At 40.7% G+C, this 23,141-nt stretch carries 15 protein-coding genes and 15 tRNA genes; 16 read left to right on the forward strand and 14 right to left on the reverse strand.

The window, feature by feature from the left end:
* Positions 1–53 precede the first annotated feature (53 nt).
* The 5 genes from ligA to msrB all read left to right on the forward strand — a co-directional run bounded on the left by ligA (position 54) and on the right by msrB (position 4,076).
* Complete coding sequence (ligA, locus tag D0907_RS06050; RefSeq protein WP_075594152.1) at positions 54–2,075, forward strand: NAD-dependent DNA ligase LigA; 2,022 nt, start codon at positions 54–56, stop codon at positions 2,073–2,075.
* Positions 2,068–2,412, forward strand: coding sequence for a DUF3392 family protein (locus tag D0907_RS06055; RefSeq protein WP_118844164.1), 345 nt, complete (start codon positions 2,068–2,070; stop codon positions 2,410–2,412). Before ligA ends, D0907_RS06055 begins: the two co-directional genes overlap by 8 nt.
* Entirely contained in the window at positions 2,409–2,903 is a 495-nt protein-coding gene (locus tag D0907_RS06060; RefSeq protein WP_065979790.1) for a DUF2919 domain-containing protein, read from the forward strand. Before D0907_RS06055 ends, D0907_RS06060 begins: the two co-directional genes overlap by 4 nt.
* A 2-nt stretch (positions 2,904–2,905) precedes the next feature.
* The gene (locus D0907_RS06065; protein WP_036969534.1) at positions 2,906–3,364 is read left to right on the forward strand and encodes a hypothetical protein; all 459 of its coding nucleotides are present in this window, start codon (positions 2,906–2,908) and stop codon (positions 3,362–3,364) included.
* 268 nt (positions 3,365–3,632) lie between these two features.
* Positions 3,633–4,076: a peptide-methionine (R)-S-oxide reductase MsrB gene (gene msrB / locus D0907_RS06070; RefSeq protein WP_036969532.1), complete on the forward strand. Its 444-nt coding sequence runs from the start codon at positions 3,633–3,635 to the stop codon at positions 4,074–4,076.
* A 5-nt stretch (positions 4,077–4,081) separates the two neighbouring features.
* On the opposite strand, the gene D0907_RS06075 is transcribed toward msrB, so the two are convergent.
* The 10 genes from D0907_RS06075 to D0907_RS06120 all read right to left on the reverse strand — a co-directional run bounded on the left by D0907_RS06075 (position 4,082) and on the right by D0907_RS06120 (position 10,377).
* A complete protein-coding gene (locus D0907_RS06075; protein WP_075594150.1) occupies positions 4,082–6,031 on the reverse strand; it encodes an ATP-binding protein in 1,950 nt (649 codons plus the stop codon).
* Complete coding sequence (locus D0907_RS06080) at positions 6,028–7,386, reverse strand: extracellular solute-binding protein (protein WP_162898029.1); 1,359 nt, start codon at positions 7,384–7,386, stop codon at positions 6,028–6,030. The genes D0907_RS06075 and D0907_RS06080 overlap by 4 nt, the downstream gene beginning before the upstream one ends.
* Positions 7,387–7,412: 26 nt before the next feature.
* Complete coding sequence (locus D0907_RS06085; protein WP_036969529.1) at positions 7,413–9,047, reverse strand: response regulator; 1,635 nt, start codon at positions 9,045–9,047, stop codon at positions 7,413–7,415.
* A 564-nt stretch (positions 9,048–9,611) separates the two neighbouring features.
* A tRNA-Val gene (locus D0907_RS06090) sits at positions 9,612–9,687 on the reverse strand.
* Between the two features lie 38 nt (positions 9,688–9,725).
* A tRNA-Val gene (locus D0907_RS06095) sits at positions 9,726–9,801 on the reverse strand.
* A gap of 35 nt (positions 9,802–9,836) precedes the next feature.
* A tRNA-Val gene (locus D0907_RS06100) sits at positions 9,837–9,912 on the reverse strand.
* 43 nt (positions 9,913–9,955) lie between these two features.
* A tRNA-Val gene (locus D0907_RS06105) sits at positions 9,956–10,031 on the reverse strand.
* Positions 10,032–10,069: 38 nt separating this feature from the next.
* Positions 10,070–10,145, reverse strand: a tRNA-Val gene (locus tag D0907_RS06110).
* Between the two features lie 46 nt (positions 10,146–10,191).
* A tRNA-Val gene (locus D0907_RS06115) sits at positions 10,192–10,267 on the reverse strand.
* Positions 10,268–10,301: 34 nt separating this feature from the next.
* A tRNA-Val gene (locus tag D0907_RS06120) sits at positions 10,302–10,377 on the reverse strand.
* Positions 10,378–11,024: 647 nt separating this feature from the next.
* Between D0907_RS06120 and D0907_RS06125 the strand changes: the two genes are divergently transcribed.
* From D0907_RS06125 to D0907_RS06170, 10 genes are all read left to right on the forward strand, one after another.
* Positions 11,025–11,100: transfer RNA gene (locus D0907_RS06125), tRNA-Ala, on the forward strand.
* A 38-nt stretch (positions 11,101–11,138) separates the two neighbouring features.
* Positions 11,139–11,214, forward strand: a tRNA-Glu gene (locus tag D0907_RS06130).
* Between the two features lie 129 nt (positions 11,215–11,343).
* Positions 11,344–11,419 (forward strand) — tRNA-Glu (locus D0907_RS06135).
* A 94-nt stretch (positions 11,420–11,513) separates the two neighbouring features.
* Positions 11,514–11,589: transfer RNA gene (locus D0907_RS06140), tRNA-Glu, on the forward strand.
* A gap of 94 nt (positions 11,590–11,683) precedes the next feature.
* Positions 11,684–11,759 (forward strand) — tRNA-Glu (locus D0907_RS06145).
* 94 nt (positions 11,760–11,853) lie between these two features.
* A tRNA-Glu gene (locus tag D0907_RS06150) sits at positions 11,854–11,929 on the forward strand.
* 94 nt (positions 11,930–12,023) lie between these two features.
* Positions 12,024–12,099 (forward strand) — tRNA-Glu (locus tag D0907_RS06155).
* Between the two features lie 182 nt (positions 12,100–12,281).
* Positions 12,282–12,357 (forward strand) — tRNA-Glu (locus D0907_RS06160).
* A gap of 733 nt (positions 12,358–13,090) precedes the next feature.
* Positions 13,091–14,173, forward strand: a complete 1,083-nt coding sequence (locus D0907_RS06165; RefSeq protein ID WP_036969526.1) for a sugar ABC transporter substrate-binding protein — start codon at positions 13,091–13,093, stop codon at positions 14,171–14,173.
* Positions 14,170–16,401: a HAMP domain-containing hybrid sensor histidine kinase/response regulator gene (locus D0907_RS06170; RefSeq protein WP_118844166.1), complete on the forward strand. Its 2,232-nt coding sequence runs from the start codon at positions 14,170–14,172 to the stop codon at positions 16,399–16,401. Before D0907_RS06165 ends, D0907_RS06170 begins: the two co-directional genes overlap by 4 nt.
* Positions 16,402–16,422: 21 nt before the next feature.
* Here D0907_RS06170 and gloA read toward each other — a convergent pair whose 3' ends face one another.
* The 3 genes from gloA to D0907_RS06185 all read right to left on the reverse strand — a co-directional run bounded on the left by gloA (position 16,423) and on the right by D0907_RS06185 (position 19,918).
* Positions 16,423–16,821, reverse strand: coding sequence for a lactoylglutathione lyase (gene gloA / locus D0907_RS06175; protein WP_036969520.1), 399 nt, complete (start codon positions 16,819–16,821; stop codon positions 16,423–16,425).
* A gap of 40 nt (positions 16,822–16,861) precedes the next feature.
* Complete coding sequence (locus D0907_RS06180) at positions 16,862–17,893, reverse strand: serine hydrolase domain-containing protein (protein WP_118844167.1); 1,032 nt, start codon at positions 17,891–17,893, stop codon at positions 16,862–16,864.
* 117 nt (positions 17,894–18,010) lie between these two features.
* Complete coding sequence (locus tag D0907_RS06185; RefSeq protein WP_065978844.1) at positions 18,011–19,918, reverse strand: aminotransferase class I/II-fold pyridoxal phosphate-dependent enzyme; 1,908 nt, start codon at positions 19,916–19,918, stop codon at positions 18,011–18,013.
* 838 nt (positions 19,919–20,756) lie between these two features.
* On the opposite strand from D0907_RS06185, the gene D0907_RS06195 reads away from it, so the two are divergent.
* On the forward strand, positions 20,757–22,292 hold the full coding sequence (locus D0907_RS06195; protein ID WP_118844168.1) for a S10 family peptidase: 1,536 nt from the start codon (positions 20,757–20,759) through the stop codon (positions 22,290–22,292).
* Between the two features lie 186 nt (positions 22,293–22,478).
* On the opposite strand, the gene nth is transcribed toward D0907_RS06195, so the two are convergent.
* Complete coding sequence (gene nth / locus D0907_RS06200; RefSeq protein WP_036969510.1) at positions 22,479–23,111, reverse strand: endonuclease III; 633 nt, start codon at positions 23,109–23,111, stop codon at positions 22,479–22,481.
* Positions 23,112–23,141 lie beyond the last annotated feature (30 nt).

Consider the following 23,141-nt stretch of genomic DNA (forward strand, 5'->3'; position numbering starts at 1 on the left):
ACTTGGCGTTAAGTCGTCTAAGTGGCTTTTTTATGTAGATTTTTGAGGTTTTCATGTCCAGCCCTATCTTTGAGCAAATTAGTCAACTACGTGCCCAGTTAGAAGAGCATAACCATAATTATTATGTGCTGGATGCACCCAGTATTCCCGATGCTGAATATGACCGCTTAATGCGAGAACTAAGTAGCTTAGAGCAAGCAAATCCTGAGTTTCAGAGCCCTGATTCACCCAGCCAAAAAGTGGGTGGAGCCGCGCTTGATAAATTTGAACAAGTAACCCACCAAGTTCCTATGTTGTCGCTTGATAATGCTTTTTCACAAGAAGAGTTTGCGGCGTTTAATCGCCGAATTAAAGAGCGCGTGATGGATTCCCGCGAACTCACATTTTGCTGCGAACCAAAGCTTGACGGTTTAGCTGTGTCGATTATTTATCGTAATGGTGTGCTGGTTCAAGCTGCAACACGTGGCGATGGTATGGTGGGTGAGAACATTACACAAAACGTGAAAACGATTCGTAATGTGCCATTAAAACTTCGCGGCAATGACTTTCCTGCTGAACTTGAAGTACGCGGCGAAGTATTTATGGACAGTGCAGGCTTTGCAAAACTGAACAGCGACGCTGAAAAGCGAGGCGAAAAGGTATTTGTTAACCCTCGTAATGCTGCGGCTGGGAGTTTACGTCAGCTCGATTCTAAGGTAACGGCAAAACGCCCATTAATGTTTTATGCATACAGCACAGGGCTGGTGGCTGATGGGCAATTGCCAGAAGATCATTACCAACAACTGGCAAAATTGACTGATTGGGGATTACCACTTTGCCCTGAAACTAAGTTAGTTGAAGGTCAACAGGCGGCGCTTGATTATTACCAAGACATCTTAGCGCGCCGAAGTGAGCTTGCCTATGAAATTGACGGAGTGGTTATTAAGGTCAACGACAAAAAGCTCCAAGAGCGCTTGGGCTTTGTTGCCCGCGCCCCCCGTTGGGCTATTGCGTTTAAGTTTCCAGCTCAAGAAGAAATTACACAACTTTTAGATGTTGAATTCCAAGTAGGCCGAACGGGTGCAATTACACCGGTAGCACGTTTGGAGCCCGTATTTGTTGGCGGAGTGACTGTATCGAATGCCACTTTGCATAATGGGGATGAAATAGCCCGTTTAGGCGTTAAAATTGGCGATACGGTGATTATTCGCCGCGCAGGCGATGTAATCCCTCAAATTACCCAAGTGGTACTGGAGCGTCGTCCTGAGAGTGCAAGAGAGATTGTATTCCCAACCACTTGTCCAATTTGTGACTCGCATGTAGAGCGTATCGAGGGTGAAGCAGTTGCACGATGCACCGGTGGGTTGGTGTGCCAAGCACAACGTAAACAAGCAATTAAGCATTTTGCTTCACGTAAAGCGCTTGATATTGACGGGTTAGGAGACAAAATTGTTGACCAATTAGTCGATCGTGAGCTTATCAAAACGCCTGCTGATTTATTTATTTTAAAACAAGGTCACTTTGAGTCACTTGAACGAATGGGGCCAAAGTCTGCTAAAAATTTGGTGAATGCGCTGCAAGAGGCAAAGGAAACTACCTTAGCTAAATTTCTTTACTCTTTGGGTATTCGTGAAGTCGGTGAAGCAACAGCCCAAAACCTCGCTAATCACTTTTTAACCTTAGAGAAAATTACTCAAGCCAGTGTTGATGCACTAACAGAAGTGAGCGATGTGGGTGAAATTGTTGCTAAGCATGTGCGCGGGTTCTTTAGTGAAGAGCACAACATGGCTGTTGTTAATGCGTTAATAGAGCAGGGAATTCATTGGCCAGCTTTAAATGCACCAAGCGCTGAGAAGCAACCTTTAGCTGGTCTGACGTATGTTTTAACAGGCACCTTAAGTGAGCTTAATCGAAACGATGCGAAAGCGCGTCTGCAAGCTCTCGGTGCAAAAGTATCGGGGAGTGTGTCGGCTAAAACAAATGCCCTTATTGCAGGTGAAAAAGCAGGCTCTAAACTAACAAAAGCACAAGAGTTGGGTATTGAGGTGCTTACTGAAGCCGATTTAATTGCTTTATTAAGTGAACACAATGGATAGTTTTCAGCAAGCTGTCTCGTCAGTCGCTTTAACGATAGGGCAGTGGATTCAACCCCATTTGTATAATATTTCTTTATTGTTAGTGGTGTGTTTTATCTCATTATATGCCAACGATATTATTAAAGTGACTAAGCGCTTTGTTGCCAGACGTCACTTTATTATTCGCGTGTTATGCTTTGTTGCCGTGACAGGCTTTGGTATGGGGCTTTTGGTGGTGTTTGTGACGCCATTTTTAAGTAAGTTACTGATGTTATTAGGTATAAAGTGGTTAGGTTTAACGTTAACCGGTGCATTCTTGGTATTGGGTGTTATCGCAGATAAGAAGAATCAGCTATGATGCGTTACGGGCCAGAATATTGGGATAAACATGGCGCTTATCGAACCCCCATAGCGTTTCATTTAACCTTGTTAGTACTGCTTCGTAGTTATTTTATCTGGTTAATGGCCGCGTTAAGTCGGCGCCCTGATTTAGATATTATGTCGTTGTTTTTTAGCTCTAAATCAGAGTTTTTTATGGCGATAGGCATTGCAGCAATTGCGCTGTTACCCGCGGTTGTTTTTTGTTTTAGAAGGCCACAAGAAAACCCTGAAACCGCTAAGCGGTGGGCAACTGTGTGGCGTTTTATGCGGTGGCCTTTGATTGTGTGTGCTGTGATAGATTTAGGCTGGCTGACTTACCAAGCCGCGCACAGTTATTATCAATTCTCATTTTTTTTGGCGTGCCAAATGGTATTGGTGCTTTGGGTGCTACTTTATCTGGTAAAAAGTCGCTATTTATCCGTATTTTTCAATGATTGGCCCGATCCAATCGTAAAAAAAGGAAACTAACCATGCTGGCTATTAATCAATTACTAGCAAAAATTTCAGCATTGATTGCAGTGGTATTGATTGCCCTGTGGTTTTTTACACCACTTTGGCACAGTGTCGCGTTTTCTTTTTTTGTTCTTTTGTGGGCTTTTATCACAGTATCAAGTCTGTACCGTGTGACACCTTTATTCGTGTCACGCAATCCAATTGAAGATTCATTAAAGCGCGATGTTAACCAGTTAGCATTGATTAGCCTTTCCGGTTTGTTTGATTTTAAACGCAAAGCGGAATTTGTATTAATAGGGCAGATTAAAAAGATAAAAATTGGCGATGGCATTATTCATGTTACAGATATCAATGAACAGACATTGACCGCAGTTTTAAGCGTTGCAGAGTCGAAAATTGACGCTTATTTACATACCTTACTGTCTGAACGAGAACGCGAAAATATAAAAATAATTAAGCAGTCTAGTACCGACTAGCCATAATACAGAATCATTTTGATGGATTTAACCAGTTGCTATCTGCGTTAAAAATTGCTCATGAACGACAGTTTCGTTGTGGGCGTTAGAGCAAGGTAGGAGCAATGGCCGATAGCAACTAAATATCATCGTTTTTGCCTTGCGACCACACGGTTTTTTTGCATCAAAACAGATCATTTAAGTAAGTAAATTGGTATAAGGTTTAATTTGCTTAACTATTTTTTAAGCAGTATTTTGAACGTGGGTTTATCAATCCTAGGAGAACACAATGTTAACTTGGCAAGATATTTTAGAGTTTGCCCACAACGGCAATCCAACACCTCCCCGTAGAGTTGAAAAAACGCCATTAGAGTGGCAGCGTGAGCTTGCGCAAGATACTTTCTATGTAACACGCCAAAAAGGCACAGAGCGTCCGCACAGCTCTGATTCATGCACACTCTTTGAGCCTGGGAAATATGCGTGTGTATGTTGCGATAATTTATTGTTTGATGCCGATGAAAAGTTTGACAGTGGCACTGGTTGGCCTTCATTTACTCAACCAAGCAGCGTCGAAAGCATTGCGTACATAGCCGATACAAGTCACGGTATGCAACGTATTGAGGCTATTTGTAATGTCTGCGATGCCCATTTAGGTCATGTTTTTCCTGATGGTCCGCCGCCAAGTGGTTTGCGCTACTGCATGAATGCGGTGGCAATGAAAAAATGCGATTAGGTAAACTAATCTAAATATTGCGCAATAATAAAAATAAGGTGCTCTCGGTAAATTGGCTTACTGATAGTGTAGTCTGTCAAGATACTTGATTGTGCCTTATCATCCTTTAAAGCCGAGGCTGTTACAGCAATAATCGGGATATGTTTAAAACGATCATCACTGCGAATTAACTGGCTGGCTTCAAGCCCTCCCATTACAGGCATCTTCAAATCCATTATGATTAGGTCAGGCTGATGTTGCTCTATTTTTTTCAGTGCATCTTCACCATTAATTGCCGTATCGATAGTAAAACTCCAGCGCGATAAGAACGATTCTAAATAATCACGGTTATAGGGAATGTCGTCTACGATTAAAATGCGCGCAGGATTAAAGTGATAACTAGTGATTGCAGGGTAATTACGGTGCTCAATTTCTGTTATTGATTCAGCTAACTCGACGTTGGGAATTGAAACAATAAACTCACTGCCTTTGCCTTTTTCACTGATAACCGATAACTCGCCGCCCATCAATTTTATAAAGCGTAATGAAATAGCAAGGCCTAACCCTGTACCACCAAACTCAGAACTGCGTTGTCCTTGAACTTGTTCAAAGTCATTAAAGATTAAATCTTGTTGATCTTTTGGAATGCCTTTACCGGTATCTTTCACATGAATTTTTATATCAAGGTGGCTGTCGTCATCATGTGGTTTAAAGTCAAAGTATACGCTTACACTGCCTTGTGACGTAAACTTAATAGCATTACTTATTAAGTTGGTAAGTACTTGACGAAGCTTGTTACTGTCGAGCAATACAGGGGGAGTGAGATCAGGGTGTGCGGTTACTTTAAAATTGAGATCTTTTTGTGCGCTGAGCTGTAAAAACATCATATTTAATTCATGGCACATGGTGGGAATTTCAACCCGCTCAATATCGAGCTGCATTTTACCTGCATCGACTTTTGATAAATCAAGAATATCGTTTAGTACGTTTAATAACGAATTGCCTGAGATGGAAATCGCTTCAAGGTAGCGGCGTTTGTTTTTGTCGGTTTCGCTGTCTTGCAATAATTGGCTGAAGCCTAACACGGCATTTAAAGGTGTTCTTAACTCGTGGGACATATTGGCTAAAAAGCGACTTTTTGCTTGGTTTGATTGTTCTGCTTGTTCTTTTGCATCCAAGTATTCTTGAGTGCGCTTAGCCACGGTTTCTTCGAGTTGGCTGTGCTGTTCATGCATGCTGTTAATTTGTTGTCTAACCGCGGCTCGCATCATTTTAAAGCCACTGGCAAGTGTGCCTATTTCATCTTGGCTTTTAATATTAATAGGGCAATTTAAATCGCCTGTGGTCACTGCATGGGAGAACTCAACAAGTTGATCAATGGGTTGCAAAATTATGCGCCTAATAATGATATAAGCAATAATGAGTGCAGTTAGCAGATAGATTGCAAATAAAGAGACGGCGTTACTGATAATAGATTTGGTTTTTTGGGATAAATCGATGTCAGAAAACGTGACAATAACGTAACCAATATTTTCACCGTAATGATTTTTTACTGGCACTGTTACAGCGTACTGGTGATCAAGCGCGATAATATTATTTCGTCTCGGATTGAGTTGCTGCAATATCGTTTGATTCGTCTCTAAGGTATCGACTTTGCTGTTATCGGGGTGAGCCGCAATAAAGTTATTTTGATCAATAAAATAAATGGTTTTGAGGTCATCAAAGGTATTATGTTTGAGAATATTTTTTAATGTTATCCCCTGAATTTTTAAGACCCAACTGCCAGCGGTGTTATCTGATGTTAATGAGTTTATTTCAGACAGCATCGGCGAAACAATCGCGTCTGCTTTTTCACTCATATTAAGCAAGGTTTGCTCTTTTAATTCCAAGACATGTATAGCCGTGCTCACGCCTAAAATTAGCGTGATAGTAAAACCGATGATTATCAGAATTTTATGCGCAATACTGATTCTCATTGGCTGCTCTTAGTTTGTGTTTTTAAAGCGTGCATGTTTGCATTAATTTTTGCATCAGTACTTTTAATTAATTGTTTAATGTCGGCACCATAAAATATTTGGCTAAATGTTTGCGAAATAATTTCACCAATGACTGGAAATTCAACCATACCGGCTTGCAGTCGATCAGGCGTGGCATGCTCAAATACCCATAGCATTGCGTTGTTAAAGCCGGGTTTATTGACTAAAGTAAATAGCTTTTCGTGCCATACCTTTTGTCTTGGTGGCGACCCCCCGGTGCTGAGTAAAGCGGCCGTTTGCTCACTCGTCGCCCATTGAATAAATAACCAGGCTGCAATTTTTTTATTAGAATGACTATTAATCGCAAATGCCCATGCCCATGGTGATGTTTCTCTGGCAACAGGTCCTTTTGGAAGGGGAGCGGCTTCCCATTTATTCCAAATATCGGATTCTTCAGCCGTGTCTATTTCATTGTAAAAGTGAGACGCAAGGATTGCCGAAGCCAGTTTGCCGTGTTTAAACAATTGACGTATCTCATAAAAATGCAGTAAGCGGCTATTTTCCGGATTACCGTAACCTGTGACTAAGTTCCGATACATTTTAAGGCTTTGTGCCGTCTGTGGACTATCAAATGTTGATATACCTTGTTCATTGAGCACTTCTGCGCCATAGGCACGCATTACGGGTAACACCGTCCATGTATTAAGCCCTGCACCGGGTAGTGTGCGTGAAGCAAACGCGTGCATGCCGGCGAGTTTAGAGTCGGCATCAATCGCGCGCTGTAATTTTATTTTAGTTGCGTGTAACTGCTCGTAAGTATCTGGCACTTCAAGATTAAAGCGCTCAAATAAATCTTTGCGATAAAAATAAATAGGGGCTGAAAAATCAAAAGGTAAAGAATAAAGTTTGTTATCTATTTTGCAAAGAGTGAGGCTTCTTTCGCTAATATCTTCAAGTTGATACCACGTTTTATCAGTTATGAGTGGGTTATCTAGATAAGGTTGTAGGGGCTCTATCCAGCCTTGATTTTGTGCTTCACCTAAAAATGTAATGCCCATAGGCAATACATCGTATAGGCCTAAACCTTCGCTTAAATCTTGATGACGACGAGAGCGCATTTGAGATTGTTCCAGCGCATGAAAACCAACAGAAATCCCGGTAAGTTGCTCAAACAGGGGGATATAAGGTTTAAGGGCCAAAAATGCGGGCTGCTCGTCAGCCAGTATATTTATATGACTGCCTGCTTCACTTTGCCAATTTATATTAGCTTGCTGCCAATACTGCAAAGTAGCAGAAGCAATACTGACTGGACTGAAGAGTGCTATTGCAGCTAAAAGAAGCTTAATAGATTTCAAAAAAGGGCGCTCCATAATGAGAACATTTACTCAGATAGCTGAAGATTCATTTTTGCAGCTTGCGCTTTTATTTTTTCGAAGCGAGTGGCTTGCTCATCGTGTAATGTGTATTCATTAAGTAAAGCGTAGCATTTTTTTGCTAGCAATAAGTTAAATGATTGCCCTTGCGCATTAGAGTCGAATAAACATTGTAAAAGATTCAATGCAATACTGGCGTTTTTAGGCATAATTCTAAAGGCCTGTGTAAACGCTTCGAGCGCAATATTTAGCTGGCCTTTATTAAATTGCGTAACAGCATGGTTATTGAGTTCTTTCGGCCCCATTTTGATATCACGACGTTCAGTTTGCTGTTGTTGAATGTAGCGAAGAAACACAGGATCACTTACCGAAGGATGGCGCTCACAATGGCTTATAATTTGATTAAAGAGTGTTTGCGCTTTGTTGTGAAAACCGAGCTCGTGGAATGCCTTTGCTTTATCAAGCGCACCATCAACAGAACGAATTTGACTGTCACTCTCATCAAGTTGCTCGATTAGGGCCTTTGCTTTTTTATGCTCGTCTTTCAAATAATGTAAACGTGCGTTGAGTACATCAATTTGGGTTTGATTGTTACTATTTGGAAACTGTTGTTTTAAATCATTTAAATATTGATTTGTTTGTCTCGCAATACGATTAACTTGGTCTGTTTGATCTGTTGTCAGAGCAAAATCGATACCTGCCCGTGCTGCATTTAAGTATATATCAGGGTGATCGTGTATGGAGTGCTTTGCATAACTGGCGATATCTTTTTGCGTTAAGTAGCTTTTCTCGTAGTCATGATTTAACAGTGATACATGGCTGAGTGCTTTTTGTCGCTCAATGTTTCTTGGTGCTATATCAACAGCTTGACTAAAAAATAGTTGAGCGTCATCAAACTTATTAAGTTTAATGTCTAAACGACCTAACAAATCAAGGGCCACAAGGCGAGTTTCACTGCGCTGTAGCATGGTTTTTAACATGCGTTGAGCAAGAATATGCTCATTATTGGCAATAAGCGCCTCTACTAACCCGACTTTAGCCCACGTAAACTTTTGTATATCGAGTACGGATTTAAAAAATGTTTTTGCATCTTCATTTCGATTTAAACGAAGTAGGGCATCACCTTTTAATCGTAATAAAATGGCACTGTAGGTATTACTTTTATTTTGTAGTAATTCATCGATTTTCTTTATTGCTTTCGAGTCATTTTCATCATCAATTAGCTGATAAACACTGTAAAGGTGGTGCTTACGTAGTAGTACTTTCTCAATACGGCTTTTTAATTCATAAATGGTAAATGGCTTTACTAAAAAATCGTCAGGCTGGAGCTCTAACACACTGTGAACTAGAGAACCGCTTGTTTCGGCTGAAATGAAAATAAACCCTGTGGAGTTTTTAATTAAGCGTTTAACTTTAAGTTCTTCGTAAAGTTGGTAGCCATCTTGGTGCTTACTTAAATTGAATGAGCAAACGATGAGATCAAATTGTTCGTCCTGACATTGTTCTTTGGCTGAAATGGCATGGTCAGCAAAGCGCAGTTGTCGAAAACCTAATCCTTCGAGGGATTGTTTCATGTAGCTTTGAGCGAGTGGTTGCTCTTCAACTATTAAAATTTTGGCTTTCGAAAAAATCTTTGCAGGCATTGGACTTGCGATCGAGTGATATTAACAGTGACTATAATAAACAGTCTAGCTGCTGACAAGGCAAATTACAGGTTTTCAGTTAATTTAAAAACCTGACTCATGCTATAGCATGACTTATGTCGTATTTTTTATTTCCTTTTTATCTCAAAGAATTAGCTTAACAATCAGCTACAAACGTGATGATATTTATATTAGTGAATATCAAAAATGGCACAACGACTAGACGTGTTTTACAGGTGGTGGGTCGTACTGGACTAGCACCATCGAGCCGAGTCTTTGTAGAGAGTAACGATGCTTTTAGAAAATTTTTAATATGGAGCATAGAAAAGAGTGTTTTATAGCTGGTGGGTCGTACTGGACTTGCACCATCGAGCCTAGTCTTTGTAGAGAGTGGCGATGCTTTTAGAAAATTTTTAATATGGAGTATGGAAAAGAGTGTTTTATAGGGGTGGGTTGTACTGAACTTGAATCATCGAGCTTAGTCTTTGTAAAGAGTGGCGATGCTTTTAGAAAGTTTAGAATATAAAGTATGGAGTATGGAGTATGAAAAGAGAGTTTTATATGTGGTGGGTCGTACTGGACTTGAACCAGTGACCCTCGCCTTGTAAGGGCGATGCTCTCCCAACTGAGCTAACGACCCACATATAATTGCCGAAAGGCTAATTTGTAAAGATTAAATGGTGGGTCGTACTGGACTTGAACCAGTGACCCTCGCCTTGTAAGGGCGATGCTCTCCCAACTGAGCTAACGACCCAAATAATCTTTTTCTTCGCGATACCATTTTTAAAATGGTGGGTCGTACTGGACTTGAACCAGTGACCCTCGCCTTGTAAGGGCGATGCTCTCCCAACTGAGCTAACGACCCGCGAAGAATAATCTAAATGAGAACACCATTAAACTTGGATTAATGGTGGGTCGTACTGGACTTGAACCAGTGACCCTCGCCTTGTAAGGGCGATGCTCTCCCAACTGAGCTAACGACCCATTTAGATTGTGTAATATGAAGTACCATTAAAAGATAATGGTGGGTCGTACTGGACTTGAACCAGTGACCCTCGCCTTGTAAGGGCGATGCTCTCCCAACTGAGCTAACGACCCATATTACATGCAATAAATTCTTAATGTTGAGTTTACACCATTTAAATGGTGGGTCGTACTGGACTTGAACCAGTGACCCTCGCCTTGTAAGGGCGATGCTCTCCCAACTGAGCTAACGACCCATTAAGAACTTTAGATATGAACACCATTTAATAATGGTGGGTCGTACTGGACTTGAACCAGTGACCCTCGCCTTGTAAGGGCGATGCTCTCCCAACTGAGCTAACGACCCATATCTAAAAAACAACTCATTGCTGCGTTGTTGTGGGGCGCTATTATAGATAGAGTTGTAAATGTGTCAACACTTGAATGAGTAAAAATGTGCTAGATGCAGCTTTTATAAACAACGACATGGCTTTTTTACATTTTTTGATGAACAATTATGCAATTCAGTGCTTTTCCTTCTATACGCAAGCTGACTTTTAGGCTGTTTGGGGTCAATTACTTTAGCGAGGATGAGCTGTGTTAGTTTTGTTTATATGTAAATGCATTTGTCGGTTGTATAAATAAGTACAACGCAGTGCTCTTTTTTAACGTTAATTAAAAGGGCGTGGGGGAGGGGAAGAATGATCAATTTAGTTATAAAATTAAGATATCGCCGTTTTCCATATAAATGTATACCTTTTAGTAAGCGAAACCTCCTTTCATTGAGGCACAATAAAATCTAAACAGCACGCTAATATGTAAAATTCAGCTATTTATTAGTGGATTGTATAAAATAGCTTCTCCTCGGGGTGTTATTTAGTCAGCTTGTTGAAATTTAAATCATTTAAATAAAGTTAGATAAAAAACTGTTGACTTTATTTGGGGGGCTGCATAGAATGCGCCCCGCACTCAGCGATACACGTCAGCATTAGTTGGTAGTGTGTATGCAAGGTCGGGGCTATAGCTCAGCTGGGAGAGCGCTTCGCTGGCAGCGAAGAGGTCTGCGGTTCGATCCCGCATAGCTCCACCAATTTTGCATAGTGTTTGTCCTAGGGTAGCAGTTTCTGCGTCCCCATCGTCTAGAGGCCTAGGACACCGCCCTTTCACGGCGGTAACAGGGGTTCGAATCCCCTTGGGGACGCCACTTATTTATGTAAGTGAGCTAATACTAAGGCGCTAAACATGTCAATCTCGAGTATTTACATGTTAATTTAGCAACCTTACTCTGATATGAGTCAAACTATCATTTAATGTCCTAGTGACACATTTTTGTGTCCCCATCGTCTAGAGGCCTAGGACACCGCCCTTTCACGGCGGTAACAGGGGTTCGAATCCCCTTGGGGACGCCACTTACTTTAACCGTGTTAAAGAAGGTGTTGTGTTATTAAACAGCTCGCCTGAATCGAGCTTAACTATTCAGTTGTCCTAGTGACACATTCTTGTGTCCCCATCGTCTAGAGGCCTAGGACACCGCCCTTTCACGGCGGTAACAGGGGTTCGAATCCCCTTGGGGACGCCACTTACTTTAACCATGTTAAAGAGGGTGTTGTGTTATTAAACAGCTCGTCTGAATCGAGTTTAACTATTCAGTTGTCCTAGTGACACATTTTTGTGTCCCCATCGTCTAGAGGCCTAGGACACCGCCCTTTCACGGCGGTAACAGGGGTTCGAATCCCCTTGGGGACGCCACTTACTTTAACCGTGTTAAAGAGGGTGTTGTGTTATTAAACAGCTCGCCTGAATCGAGTTTAACTATTCAGTTGTCCTAGTGACACATTCTTGTGTCCCCATCGTCTAGAGGCCTAGGACACCGCCCTTTCACGGCGGTAACAGGGGTTCGAATCCCCTTGGGGACGCCACTTACTTTAACCGTGTTAAAGAGGGTGTTGTGTTATTAAACAGCTCGCCTGAATCGAGCTTAACTATTCAGTTGTCCTAGTGACACATTCTTGTGTCCCCATCGTCTAGAGGCCTAGGACACCGCCCTTTCACGGCGGTAACAGGGGTTCGAATCCCCTTGGGGACGCCACTTACTTTAACCGTGTTAAAGAGGGTGTTGTGTTATTAAACAGCTCGCCTGAATCGAGTTTAACTATTCAGTTGTCCTAGTGACACAGAAACTTTCTGTTTAAGCTAAGGCCATTCGCCTAACAGGCTCGGTCTCATCTTACGCAGAAATAGCAAATCAGTGATTTGCAAACCAATTTCTGCGTCCCCATCGTCTAGAGGCCTAGGACACCGCCCTTTCACGGCGGTAACAGGGGTTCGAATCCCCTTGGGGACGCCACTTACTTGCGTAATTTACATTTATTGCACAGTGAATACTGTAAGATTCAATTCAAAAACTCCTATTTATACATCCCATACTTATCTTATAAAAATCAATTATCTACGCTATTTAATTTCGACTTTTCTCTGATATTTTTAAAAATCACAGTACAGATCTTTACTTCTCACTGCGACAGACCGTTTTAATCTATTTCTAATGCTTCCTGCGACACATCATTTATGTCTAATTTGAGGCATTGTTTTTAAAAGGTGTGACGTTAACGAGTATGAGTGGAGACCTTATACCAATCCGCAAAAATACTTATACCAATCCGCAAAAATACTTAATCATTTTGAGTGATTAAACCAGTCGCTACCTGCGTTAAAAATTTCTGATTTACGACTGCATGGATGCAGGAGGTAGAGCAATGCAGGAGCAATTGCCGAGAACAACTAAATAACTAAATTTTTGCCTTGTTATCAACGCGGTTTTATTGCCTCAAAATAGACCACTTAATTAAGCGGAATGGTATTATTTGGTTAATTTGTTTTGCAATTGTTGGTTTAGTGATCACAAAGTTGAGATGTAAGAAAACCCCTGATTAAGCTAGGCAATTGTAAACAAGTGTGCTTAACTAAATTTATAATTTTCTGTTTATTAAGTAGATACGAGTGTGTGGCGAGTATTTGGGTTGGTAGTGCTGTTGGCAATGTTCCCGTGTTATGCCACGACAATTAAGCTGGCCTATACAATGAAGCATGATAACTTCAATCAACTGTTAAGTGAGCTGGCTGAGCAAACAGAATTAACGGTTGATTCTGTGTTGGTTGACCAAAAAGCGTTAAAAGTACGGCTTGTTCAAGCCAATAGTGCGACAACCACCGATGCCGTAATTTTTCCTGCTGACCATCTGGGTCTGAACAAATACGCTAATTTTAGTGTTATTCCCGAATCACTAATAGCTGAAACAACAGATAAACGCACTTTAGATACAACAAGAGTAAATGGCCAATTACTCGGCATTCCCATTATTCAAGGTAATCATCTACTGCTTTTTTATAACACTCGGTACGTAAAGAAAAAAATAAATGACTGGCAGGATATTATTAAACTAAAACCTATGCTGCCTGAACAGGTGAAACTAATCACCTGGAGTTTTATGGAAATGTATTGGTTTATTCCATTTTTAAGCGCATTTGAAGGCGACCTGATTGTTGATGACAAAGTACTGTTGAATACATCTGCAATGCAATTAGCTCTGCGATATGTATGGGATTTAAATCAGCAAGGTATCGTGGACAGAGAGTGTGATTACAGCTGTTCACATGCCGCATTTCAAAACCAACAGGCTGCATTTATTATAAACGGTGCTTGGGCCCTCAATACTTACAAAGAAGCACTGGGGGAGCAGTTGGCCGTACAACCACTACCAAAACTGAATGGTCACTTCATGCAGCCGTACTACTCAACGTTTGTTTTAGCTTTTCCGAATAATAGTTTACAGGGCCCTAATAAAGACAACTTAATTAAGTTTGCAAAGGCTGTGCAACATGCACCATTTCAGCATTTAATTTGGCAAAAACTTCACGATATCCCAGTGAACACGCAAGTTTTAACGCAGCTTTTAGAGCAAAACGATGATACGTTACTTACCTTGCTTGCTGCTTTGCAACACACCAAACCAATGCCATCATCGGCTGCGATGATAATTGCATGGGAAGTGTTAACAAAAGGCTTTTCTCGTTATGGCAGTGGTGCGCTGACTGCCGAACAAGCAGGTTTATTTATGCAGGGACTCGCAGAGCGCTCAATTGCGAATGAAGAGGTGCAATGAACAGCCCACGGTTTAGCCAAGCATTATTCGCAAGTGTATTATTGCTGGTTATTATTCCGCTTTTGGTGCTGGCAGGCTTGATGATCGGGCGTTTTTATTTAAACTCGATTGAACAAGCTAAAACAAGCTTACAATGGCAGGCAAGAAATAACGCGGCAAGCTTGGAACAACTGATCTTCAAATTAGAAAAAAATAGTCAGTTATTAAGTAGTACAAAAGCGATAGCTGAGCTTCCAGATACCGTGGTGTATTCGCAATTTGCATTGGTTCAATTACAGCAATTTGTAACAGATAACCCACAAATAATTGCATCAATTGTTTTAGATAATCAAGGCTTTATTGTTGAAGGTTACCCAATAACATCGTTAACGCTAAATTACGCACTAACAAAAAGTATTCTCGATAGTGTGCAGATCTCGAACAATCAAAATAGCATTCAAGTAATTAATAAGCCGCAGTTGAATGAATTGCTCTTTCAAACAGAAGCCAAACAAAATGCATTAATAGCAATTACTTCAACGCTGTTACACGAGCAAGACTCGTTAAGTGAACCAATCCGAAAAACGGGGTTATTAGTGTCGTTCATTCCGTTATCTGAAGCATTAAAGTGGCTTGCTGTTCACAATGAGCAGCCTACTTACCAATCAGGTAAACAAGTACAAATTACCGTGCAAGATCATGTTTTATACAGTTTAGGGGTCGTTGAAAGTACGGCGTTACTAACAGGAAGTGCGTCGATTAGTAACGTGCTGTTTAATAATGAACGAACAGCATTACACTTTAGAATTAATGAAGCTGAAACTGCATATACCAATGCGGTAAAGGAAACAGCGATAGCTGGAGGTTTGTTAATTATAGGCCTTTCAGTTGTGTCATTGTTTTTGGTTCATTGGTTAACGCAACGTTTGCATAATCCACTTAATCGTATTACTGCACTGAGTCGGGAGTTTGCATGTGGTAATTACAAAAAAATAACCGATGATTTCCATTATCAAGAGTTTAAAGATATAGCTCAGTCACTTAATAGCATGGCAGAAACAATTGATATTCAGATCACTTCTTTACAGCTAGAGAAGGTTAGGGCGGAGCATTCTGAGCAAGTTAAAAGCCAGTTTTTAGCAAATATGAGCCATGAAATTAGAACACCAATGAATGGGATTGTTGGTTTCTTACAGTTGTTGAAAAAAAGCCAATTAAATCCAGAACAAGCTGATTTTGTGAGACAAATTAATAACTGCAGCGATGTGTTACTCACAGTGATTAATGACATACTCGACTTTTCAAAAATTGAAGCAAATAAAATAGAACTCGATACGCGAGAATGTAATTTAATCGCGCTATGCCAAGATCTCATTGTGTTATTTAAACCCAGCTGCGATGCTAAGGGGATTGCTTGCCAACTTAATATTAATCAACTCAAAGCAGTCAACGTCGAGTGTGATGAAATTCGCGTTAAGCAAGTGCTCATAAACCTGCTGTCAAACGCGATTAAATTCACAAAAGAAGGGGAAATTACTCTATCAATTAATGTCATTGACAAAGATGCTCACACGACAACAGTTGAATTTACAGTGACTGATACAGGTATTGGTATAGCAGAAGATAAATTAACCGCTTTGTTTAACCCCTTTGTACAAGCGCAAAGTAATATCATGCGTGAATATGGCGGCACAGGTTTAGGGCTTGCCATAAGTAAAGGCTTAGTGGATTTAATGGGCGGCGAAATTACGCTTAAAAGTGAGCTTGGTGAAGGCACTACATTTACTATTATGGTGAGTTTTAAAACCCACTCACACGTGCTTAGCAAAGCAAAAACAAGTCAACTCGACACGGCGATAACGGTCGACTTTTCAAGCATAAAAACACCGTTGTTAGTCGCAGAAGATAACCCAATTAACCAAATTGTTATTACGAAATACTTATCGCAATTAGGTTTGAGCTATGAACTTGCTGAAAATGGCCAAATAGCCTGTGATAAGGCATCAATGAATAACTACGCGTTAATTTTAATGGATATTCAAATGCCTGTGATGGATGGTTTAACGGCCAGTAAAACACTGCTGAAGCAAGAAGGGTTTAATACACCCATTATCGCAGTGAGTGCGAATGCAATGAGAGAAGATATCGAAAAAAGTATGGAAATAGGTATACACGATCACATTGCGAAGCCAATCGATTTCACAGAGCTTGAACGGGCGCTTGCAAAGTGGCTATTTCAGTCAATTTAATGACTGAAATAGCCAAAACAATTAAAATTGACTGTAGTCTTTTTTCTGAATTAGCTCAATTGCATAACCATCAGGGTCTTTAACAAAAGCGATTTCAGTGGTGCCGCCCTTTACTGGGCCTGGCTCACGGCTCACATTACCGCCTGCGGCTTTAATATCTTCGCAGGCTTTATAAATGTCATCAAACTCAATTGCAATGTGGCCATACGCATTGCCTAAGTCGTAGCTGTCAGTATCCCAGTTATAGGTGAGCTCGAGTACGGTAGCGTCTTTTTCTTCACCGTAACCAACAAAAGCAAGTGTGTAACGGTATTCTTCATTATCTGCACGACGCAGTTCTTTCATGCCTAATACTTGCGTGTAAAATTCGATAGATTTGTCTAAATCAGCAACGCGAAGCATTGTGTGTAATAAACGCATTTAAATCCTCTTTAAAATTCACAAATTTTTGATAACGCAGCTACTGCTGCGCTGTTAAAATATCAATAATTCGATTATAAATTATTTCTGCTAGCATCACAGTATCATCGCCATTAGTATTTATAAACTGCACAACGACTGTATCGATATCTTTATAATAACGAGCAATGCTTGAATACCCTAATACCCAACCTGTGTGTTCATACTTATAAAGTGATGCATACAAAATTTGCTCTTGTTGGTTGAAAAAAGTGCCTTTGTTTAAAGCAAGAATAAAGTCGCCTACATCTTGTGCTGTCGCCACATAGCCTTGATCGAGTGCTTTAAAATCATTCTCATAACCCACGTAATAACCACTCATCAAATCTACTAAATTGATTTCATGTACTGATGAAAACGTATGCGTTAGGCCCAATGGCGTTAAAATTTCATCTTTAATAAATTGGTTATGATCATAACCTAGCACAGTAGACATTATTTTTCGCAGTAGCAGGTAATTTGTGTTGGAATAACCATAATCTGTATCTGGATCAAAGTCAGCAGGGGTGTCTAGCACCAAAGCTAGCGGATCGGGGTAGGCGATTGACCAATCAAAGTTATTAGTATCTGTGTAATTGGGAATGCCACTTCTGTGCTGTACCATCATTCGTAAGGTGATTTTATCTGCGTTTTGAATGCGTCCAACTAACGATGGAAGATAATCAGCCAGTGTTTTATCGATATCAATCAGCCCTGCAGACACAAGCTTTGTTAAAGCTGATGCGTCATACAGCTTACGGATACTCCCAATTTTAAACAACGCAGTCGCATAAGCGGGGATTTTTTGCTCTCGATTATGCCAACCTTGTGCAAAATATTCAGGTTGGTTTCCTTGTTTATGAATATACACAATAATGCCATCAACTCCTTGTTCAATAGCCTCTTGTGTTTGTGCTTGAATGTTGGCGGGAAGTGGCTGAAAGTAATATATGGCAAACTGCCAGGGGGCAAAAATGTATATGCTAGTGAGAGTAACAATAAGAGCTGCAATGCGCATAAGTCTGAGCGCTTTTTTGTTCTTCAATTGTATCATTGCATTCTCGCTTCGTTTATTTTGTAGTGTGTGGGGCTGTTTTTAATCTACTATTGAGCAATACCGTGTGGCATTGCTGAATAGTGATAAGGTACTTGACGGTATTAATAGCCTTTTTTACTTTTTCACCTTACCTTTAAGAACATAGATCTCGCCATCAAAACTCCCTTGAATCGTCAGTCCTTGTCCTGCTAATTCTTTTAGATATTCTATATGCTCATCAGTGATATGCTGGCCTGGCACTAAAAGTGGAATACCAGGCGGGTAAGGAGTCACTAATCCGGCACAAATGCGGTTGTTACTCTTACTAATAGGCACAGACTCGCGTTCGCCGTAAAACGCATCGCTTGGAATACATGCTAAGTCTATGGCTGGTAAGTTCTCTGGTAAGCGTGTACGTCTCATCGATGTAGCCAGTTTTACTTTTCCGCTGTCTAGTTTCTTTAATGCATTGTAAAGACGAATGATCTTAGAACGCGTTCCGCCAAGTGTCAGTAAAACCAATATTGTACTGTGCGTGTATTTTTCTATTTCTAGGCCAATTTCATCCAATAGGAATTTATGAATATCCTTTAATGAATAAGGCAATTCGCTAATATCAATAAGAATTTTTAGTGGATCGTGACCCATGTTATCGCCACTAAAATGCGGGAAAATTTCCATAAAATCTTCTTTTCCAAGCACTTTTATATACTTGAGTGACGCCATCTGTTGCTTGAACTCTGCGACATGATTCAACAAGGCATTCAGTAGCTTATAGCCTTCCATCTCTAGTTGTTTTTGGCACACATCAAGCGAGGCAATAAGTTGATACTTAGGTGATGTACTGGCGTAAATACTGTAGATCTCGCGGAAGAAATCGGCGTCGAAATCAGGATCGTTTACGTGAATATAAGACGCCTGAGAAAATGCCGACACGACTTTATGTGCAGAGTGGGTTACATAGTCAGCGCCTGCATGAATGGCAGAGTAGTAGCGTAAACTTGGATGAAAAAGCGAGTACGCAAACCACGCTTCGTCGATAAACACTTTAATCCCATGTTGATGGGCAAACTCAACCACTTGTTTCAAGTCACTAAGAAGGCCATCGTAGGTACAACCGGTGAGAACAAGCAGTTTTGCGTCAGTATTCTGTTCAATCGCTTGCTTAATATCTGCTAATGAGGGGGGCGCGAAGATGCCATATTTAGGGTTTAAAATACTCGACAAATAAATGGGTAAACTAGCTGATTGCAAAATGCCATAATGTACTGATTTATGACAATTGCGATCGATGATCACTTTATCGCCTTTACGCAGCAACGTTTGCAAAATAATTTTATTCGAGGTGGATGAACCGTTGGTGACAAAATAAGTATGCTTAACTTCAAATGTCGCAGCAGCTGACTCTTGTGAGCGGCCAATGGTATTGGTGCTGTCTGACAATGAACCAAGCGAATCAACAGAAACCGACAGATCGCCAACAAATACATTACGGCCATAAAACTGATAAAAATCTTTGATGTAGGGAGAATTTCTAAAGCTAGAACCACCACTGTGCCCGGGTGTGTGCCATGAATCATTCGCTTCGCCGACATAACGACGGTAGGCTGTCCAAAATGGGGTTTCTGATCTGTCATCAAAGTCGTTGATCATATAACCTAAGATTGCTTCGGGGTCCGAAATTACTTCATCTTTAAAGAAGAAAGATTCAATTTCTTCTGACTCGTTAACGATCTCTAACCCTTTAGTATCGTCGCCAATAACATACACTGGCAGCTCAAGACGGATCCCTTTTAACTGCTCTATAAAGCGACTATAGGTTCGTTCGCTATTGTTCAGTACATCCCAACTGAGTACCACAGCTTGAATATCACCATCTTCTTCTACACATGTTAATGCCTGCTTGAGCTCATTACACTCAATAATATCGATATCAACATCACTCCGCTCAAAATTAGGGATTGTTCGTGCAAGGTTCGTTGACAGCTCTTGCAAAGTGGCAGGGTCTTGCTCAATTAACAAGATACGAAGTAAAGGTAACATAGCAATTCTCATAAAAATTTTCACAATACTCAACAGCATAACGAAAGGATGGTGGCTTGTGAAATTAATACTTTGATTATTGTGCTATTAGTTTCGAGCCTTTTGAGATGACAGTTTGTGCAATTTCATGTTTTTAATTCGAGTACAAGTTGGAATCACTCACAATCATTCGATACTAGTAATACCTTAGCAAGGAAAGTGTTTTATGTATTAGCAAACAGAATAGTGAGTTTGAACACATATATTTTATTTTCTGGCGAGATTGCTGTAATCATATACAACTAAACGCAGACAACTTATATCGCCGCACTTGAGTTAGGAAGGCAGAAAAATATATTTTCCTTAGAGGGGGCTTAATTATACCTAATTCGAAAATTAAGCTTATTAAGAATAGGGAGCAGAAAATGAAGTGGATGTATTATTTGATTTGTGTACTTTTCGTTGGAAATATTGCATCAAATCGTATTTGAGAAGGGGACGGGGCCAAAAGGTGTGGTTTTTCATCCTGATGATCGTACTTTGTTTTTGTTTACTTATGAAAAAATAAGGTGCTTGTTATTGATATAATCTCTGGCAAAACGTTATTTGAACTGCCCACAGGAAATGGACCCGATGGCATAGGGTATTCACCACAGAGGCTATCCTGAGTGAGCAACACGATAATGCAATTTTTTACATCATTGCCAAGTGTAAACAGAGGGAGCTTACACGCTTCTAAGTTTGACTCGTGGGAGGATGACTGCCTAATTGAAAAATGCTCAGCGATAAAGAACGAGTGACAAAAGCACTCCCACTCGATAAAGATAAAAACAAAAGTAAACAACCAAGAGAGTAAAGAATGGCGTATTTTAAAAATTTCAAAACAGTGGTCATATTTACATTAAGCGCGTTGAGTATAAACGTGGCGTATGCAGAGGAAGTATCAGCTTCAAACAACAGTAAGAAACTGATACCAGAAGCCACTCAATTTGTTACACAGCACAAAGGCACCTTTAATGGCAAAAAACTGAAATACAAAGTTATAGCCGGTGAAACCTATTTATTGAACAAAGACGAAGGACCTACCGCCTCTGTCTTTTCATTTGATTACATTGTCGCAGACGACAAAGAAAACAGACCGGTTACGTTTATATGGAATGGTGGCCCTGGTTCATCTTCTAATTGGTTACACATGGGCGCTTACGGGCCTAAACGCGTTGTTGTGCCAAGCGACGCAGCGCATCCAGGGGCTGCTCCTTATGAATTAAAAGAAGCGCCAGAAACGATTCTCGATGTGACTGATATGGTGTTTGTTGATCCCGTTGGCACAGGATACTCCCGCGCATTAGGTGAAACTGAAAGCAAAGCCTTTTGGGGGTTGAATGAAGACACATCCGCCATTGCTGATTTTATCGCGCAGTGGCTGACGAAAGAAAATCGCTGGAATGCACCAATATTTTTATTAGGAGAAAGCTATGGTACGACTAGAGCGGCAGCTGTTTCTAAAGTGCTCATGGACAAACACCTTATTAATGTAAATGGCATCATTTTTGTGTCCCAAGCTTTGGATTACCAAGGCTCAAGCCCTTATGTAGACGACAACATTATATCTTACATTACTTACATACCAACATTAGCTGCGACAGCTTGGTACCATAAAAAAGTTGATACATCAGGAAGTTTTGAAGCGTTTATTGATGCGAGTCGACAATTTGCCGTTGATGAATTGCTGCCCGCATTATTTAAAGGTAATACCCTTAGCACAGCTGAAAGAGCGCGAATTGTTGAGGGATTACAACGTTATACAGGCCTTAGCAAACAATACATAGAGCGGACTGATTTGCGCATCAACGCGTTTAGATTTGCTAAAGAGTTGTTGCGTGACGAGGGCGTCGCCGTTGGGTTGCTCGATGGACGTTATAAGCTTGATGAAAGAGACGATCTATCCGCTGATCCTTCGCAAGATGCGTCGAAAGCCATAGCACCGGCCTACAAAGCAGCACTCATGAAATATATGCACACGGATTTAAACGTACAGTGGAAAAGAAAATACTTAAATCCATCTGCCCCTGAATTATCTGATAATTGGCGCTGGCGTACGGCTCCTGATGGACAAAGCTGGGAGCCAAAATACGTGAATACTGCGCCAGATTTATCGTATGCCCTTCGCAGTAATCCACAGATGAAAGTTATGGTTGCCTCTGGGTATTACGATATGGTCACACCATTTTTTGATGCTGAATACACCTTAAGCAGACACGGTATAAACGCTGATAAAATAGATTACTACTATTATCACGGTGGTCACATGATGTATGTTCACGAACCAGCAAGAGTGTCGCTTTTAAAAGATACGCGAGACTTTATTAAAAAACAGTTGAGCCAAAACCCTTAATAGGCCTAGCTAATTGTGTCAAAGCCTGTGTTTGGCACAATTAGCGAATGAACTCAGGATGGAAAATAGCAGTGGTGAGTTTGCAATACTGATAGATTCTCACAAATTAGCGATTATACTGACACATTAGCGACATTATCCGCGCATTCAGCGCGACCACTTTTTAAGTTAGCAAAGCAAACTTTATTACTCTGTTTTATCCTTAAACTCACACAAGTCTTCGATAATACAGCTGCCGCATTTTGGTTTACGAGCAGTACACACGTAGCGCCCATGAAGTATTAACCAGTGGTGTACATCGACCTTAAATTCTTTAGGTACGACTTTTTCTAGTTTTTGTTCAACTGCAACGACGTCTTTACCCATGGCAAATTTGGTGCGGTTAGAGACGCGATAAATATGGGTATCCACGGCAATGGTAGGCCAGCCAAAAGCGGTATTTAAAACAACGTTAGCCGTTTTTCTACCCACGCCCGGTAGGGCTTCAAGGGCTTCGCGGTTTTCTGGTACTTCAGCGTTGTGTTTATTGACCAGAATTTCACACATTTTATAGACATTATTGGCTTTAGAATTAAACAAACCAATTGTTTTTATGTAATCACGCAGGCCTTCAAGACCTAAATCAAGAATAGCTTGGGGCGTGTTTGCGACAGGAAAAAGCTTACGGGTCGCTTTATTTACACCAACATCCGTTGCTTGAGCTGATAGGGTAACCGCAACCAACAACTCGAAAGGGCTTGAGTATTCAAGCTCAGTTTCTGGGTGAGGGTTTTCTGCGCGGAGGCGAGACAGGATCTCGTAGCGTTTTTCTTTATTCATGGTGAGTGTTAAGCACGCAGTGACGGTGCG

This window comes from Pseudoalteromonas lipolytica (genome assembly GCF_003515105.1).
Taxonomy (GTDB): Bacteria; Pseudomonadota; Gammaproteobacteria; order Enterobacterales; family Alteromonadaceae; genus Pseudoalteromonas; species Pseudoalteromonas lipolytica.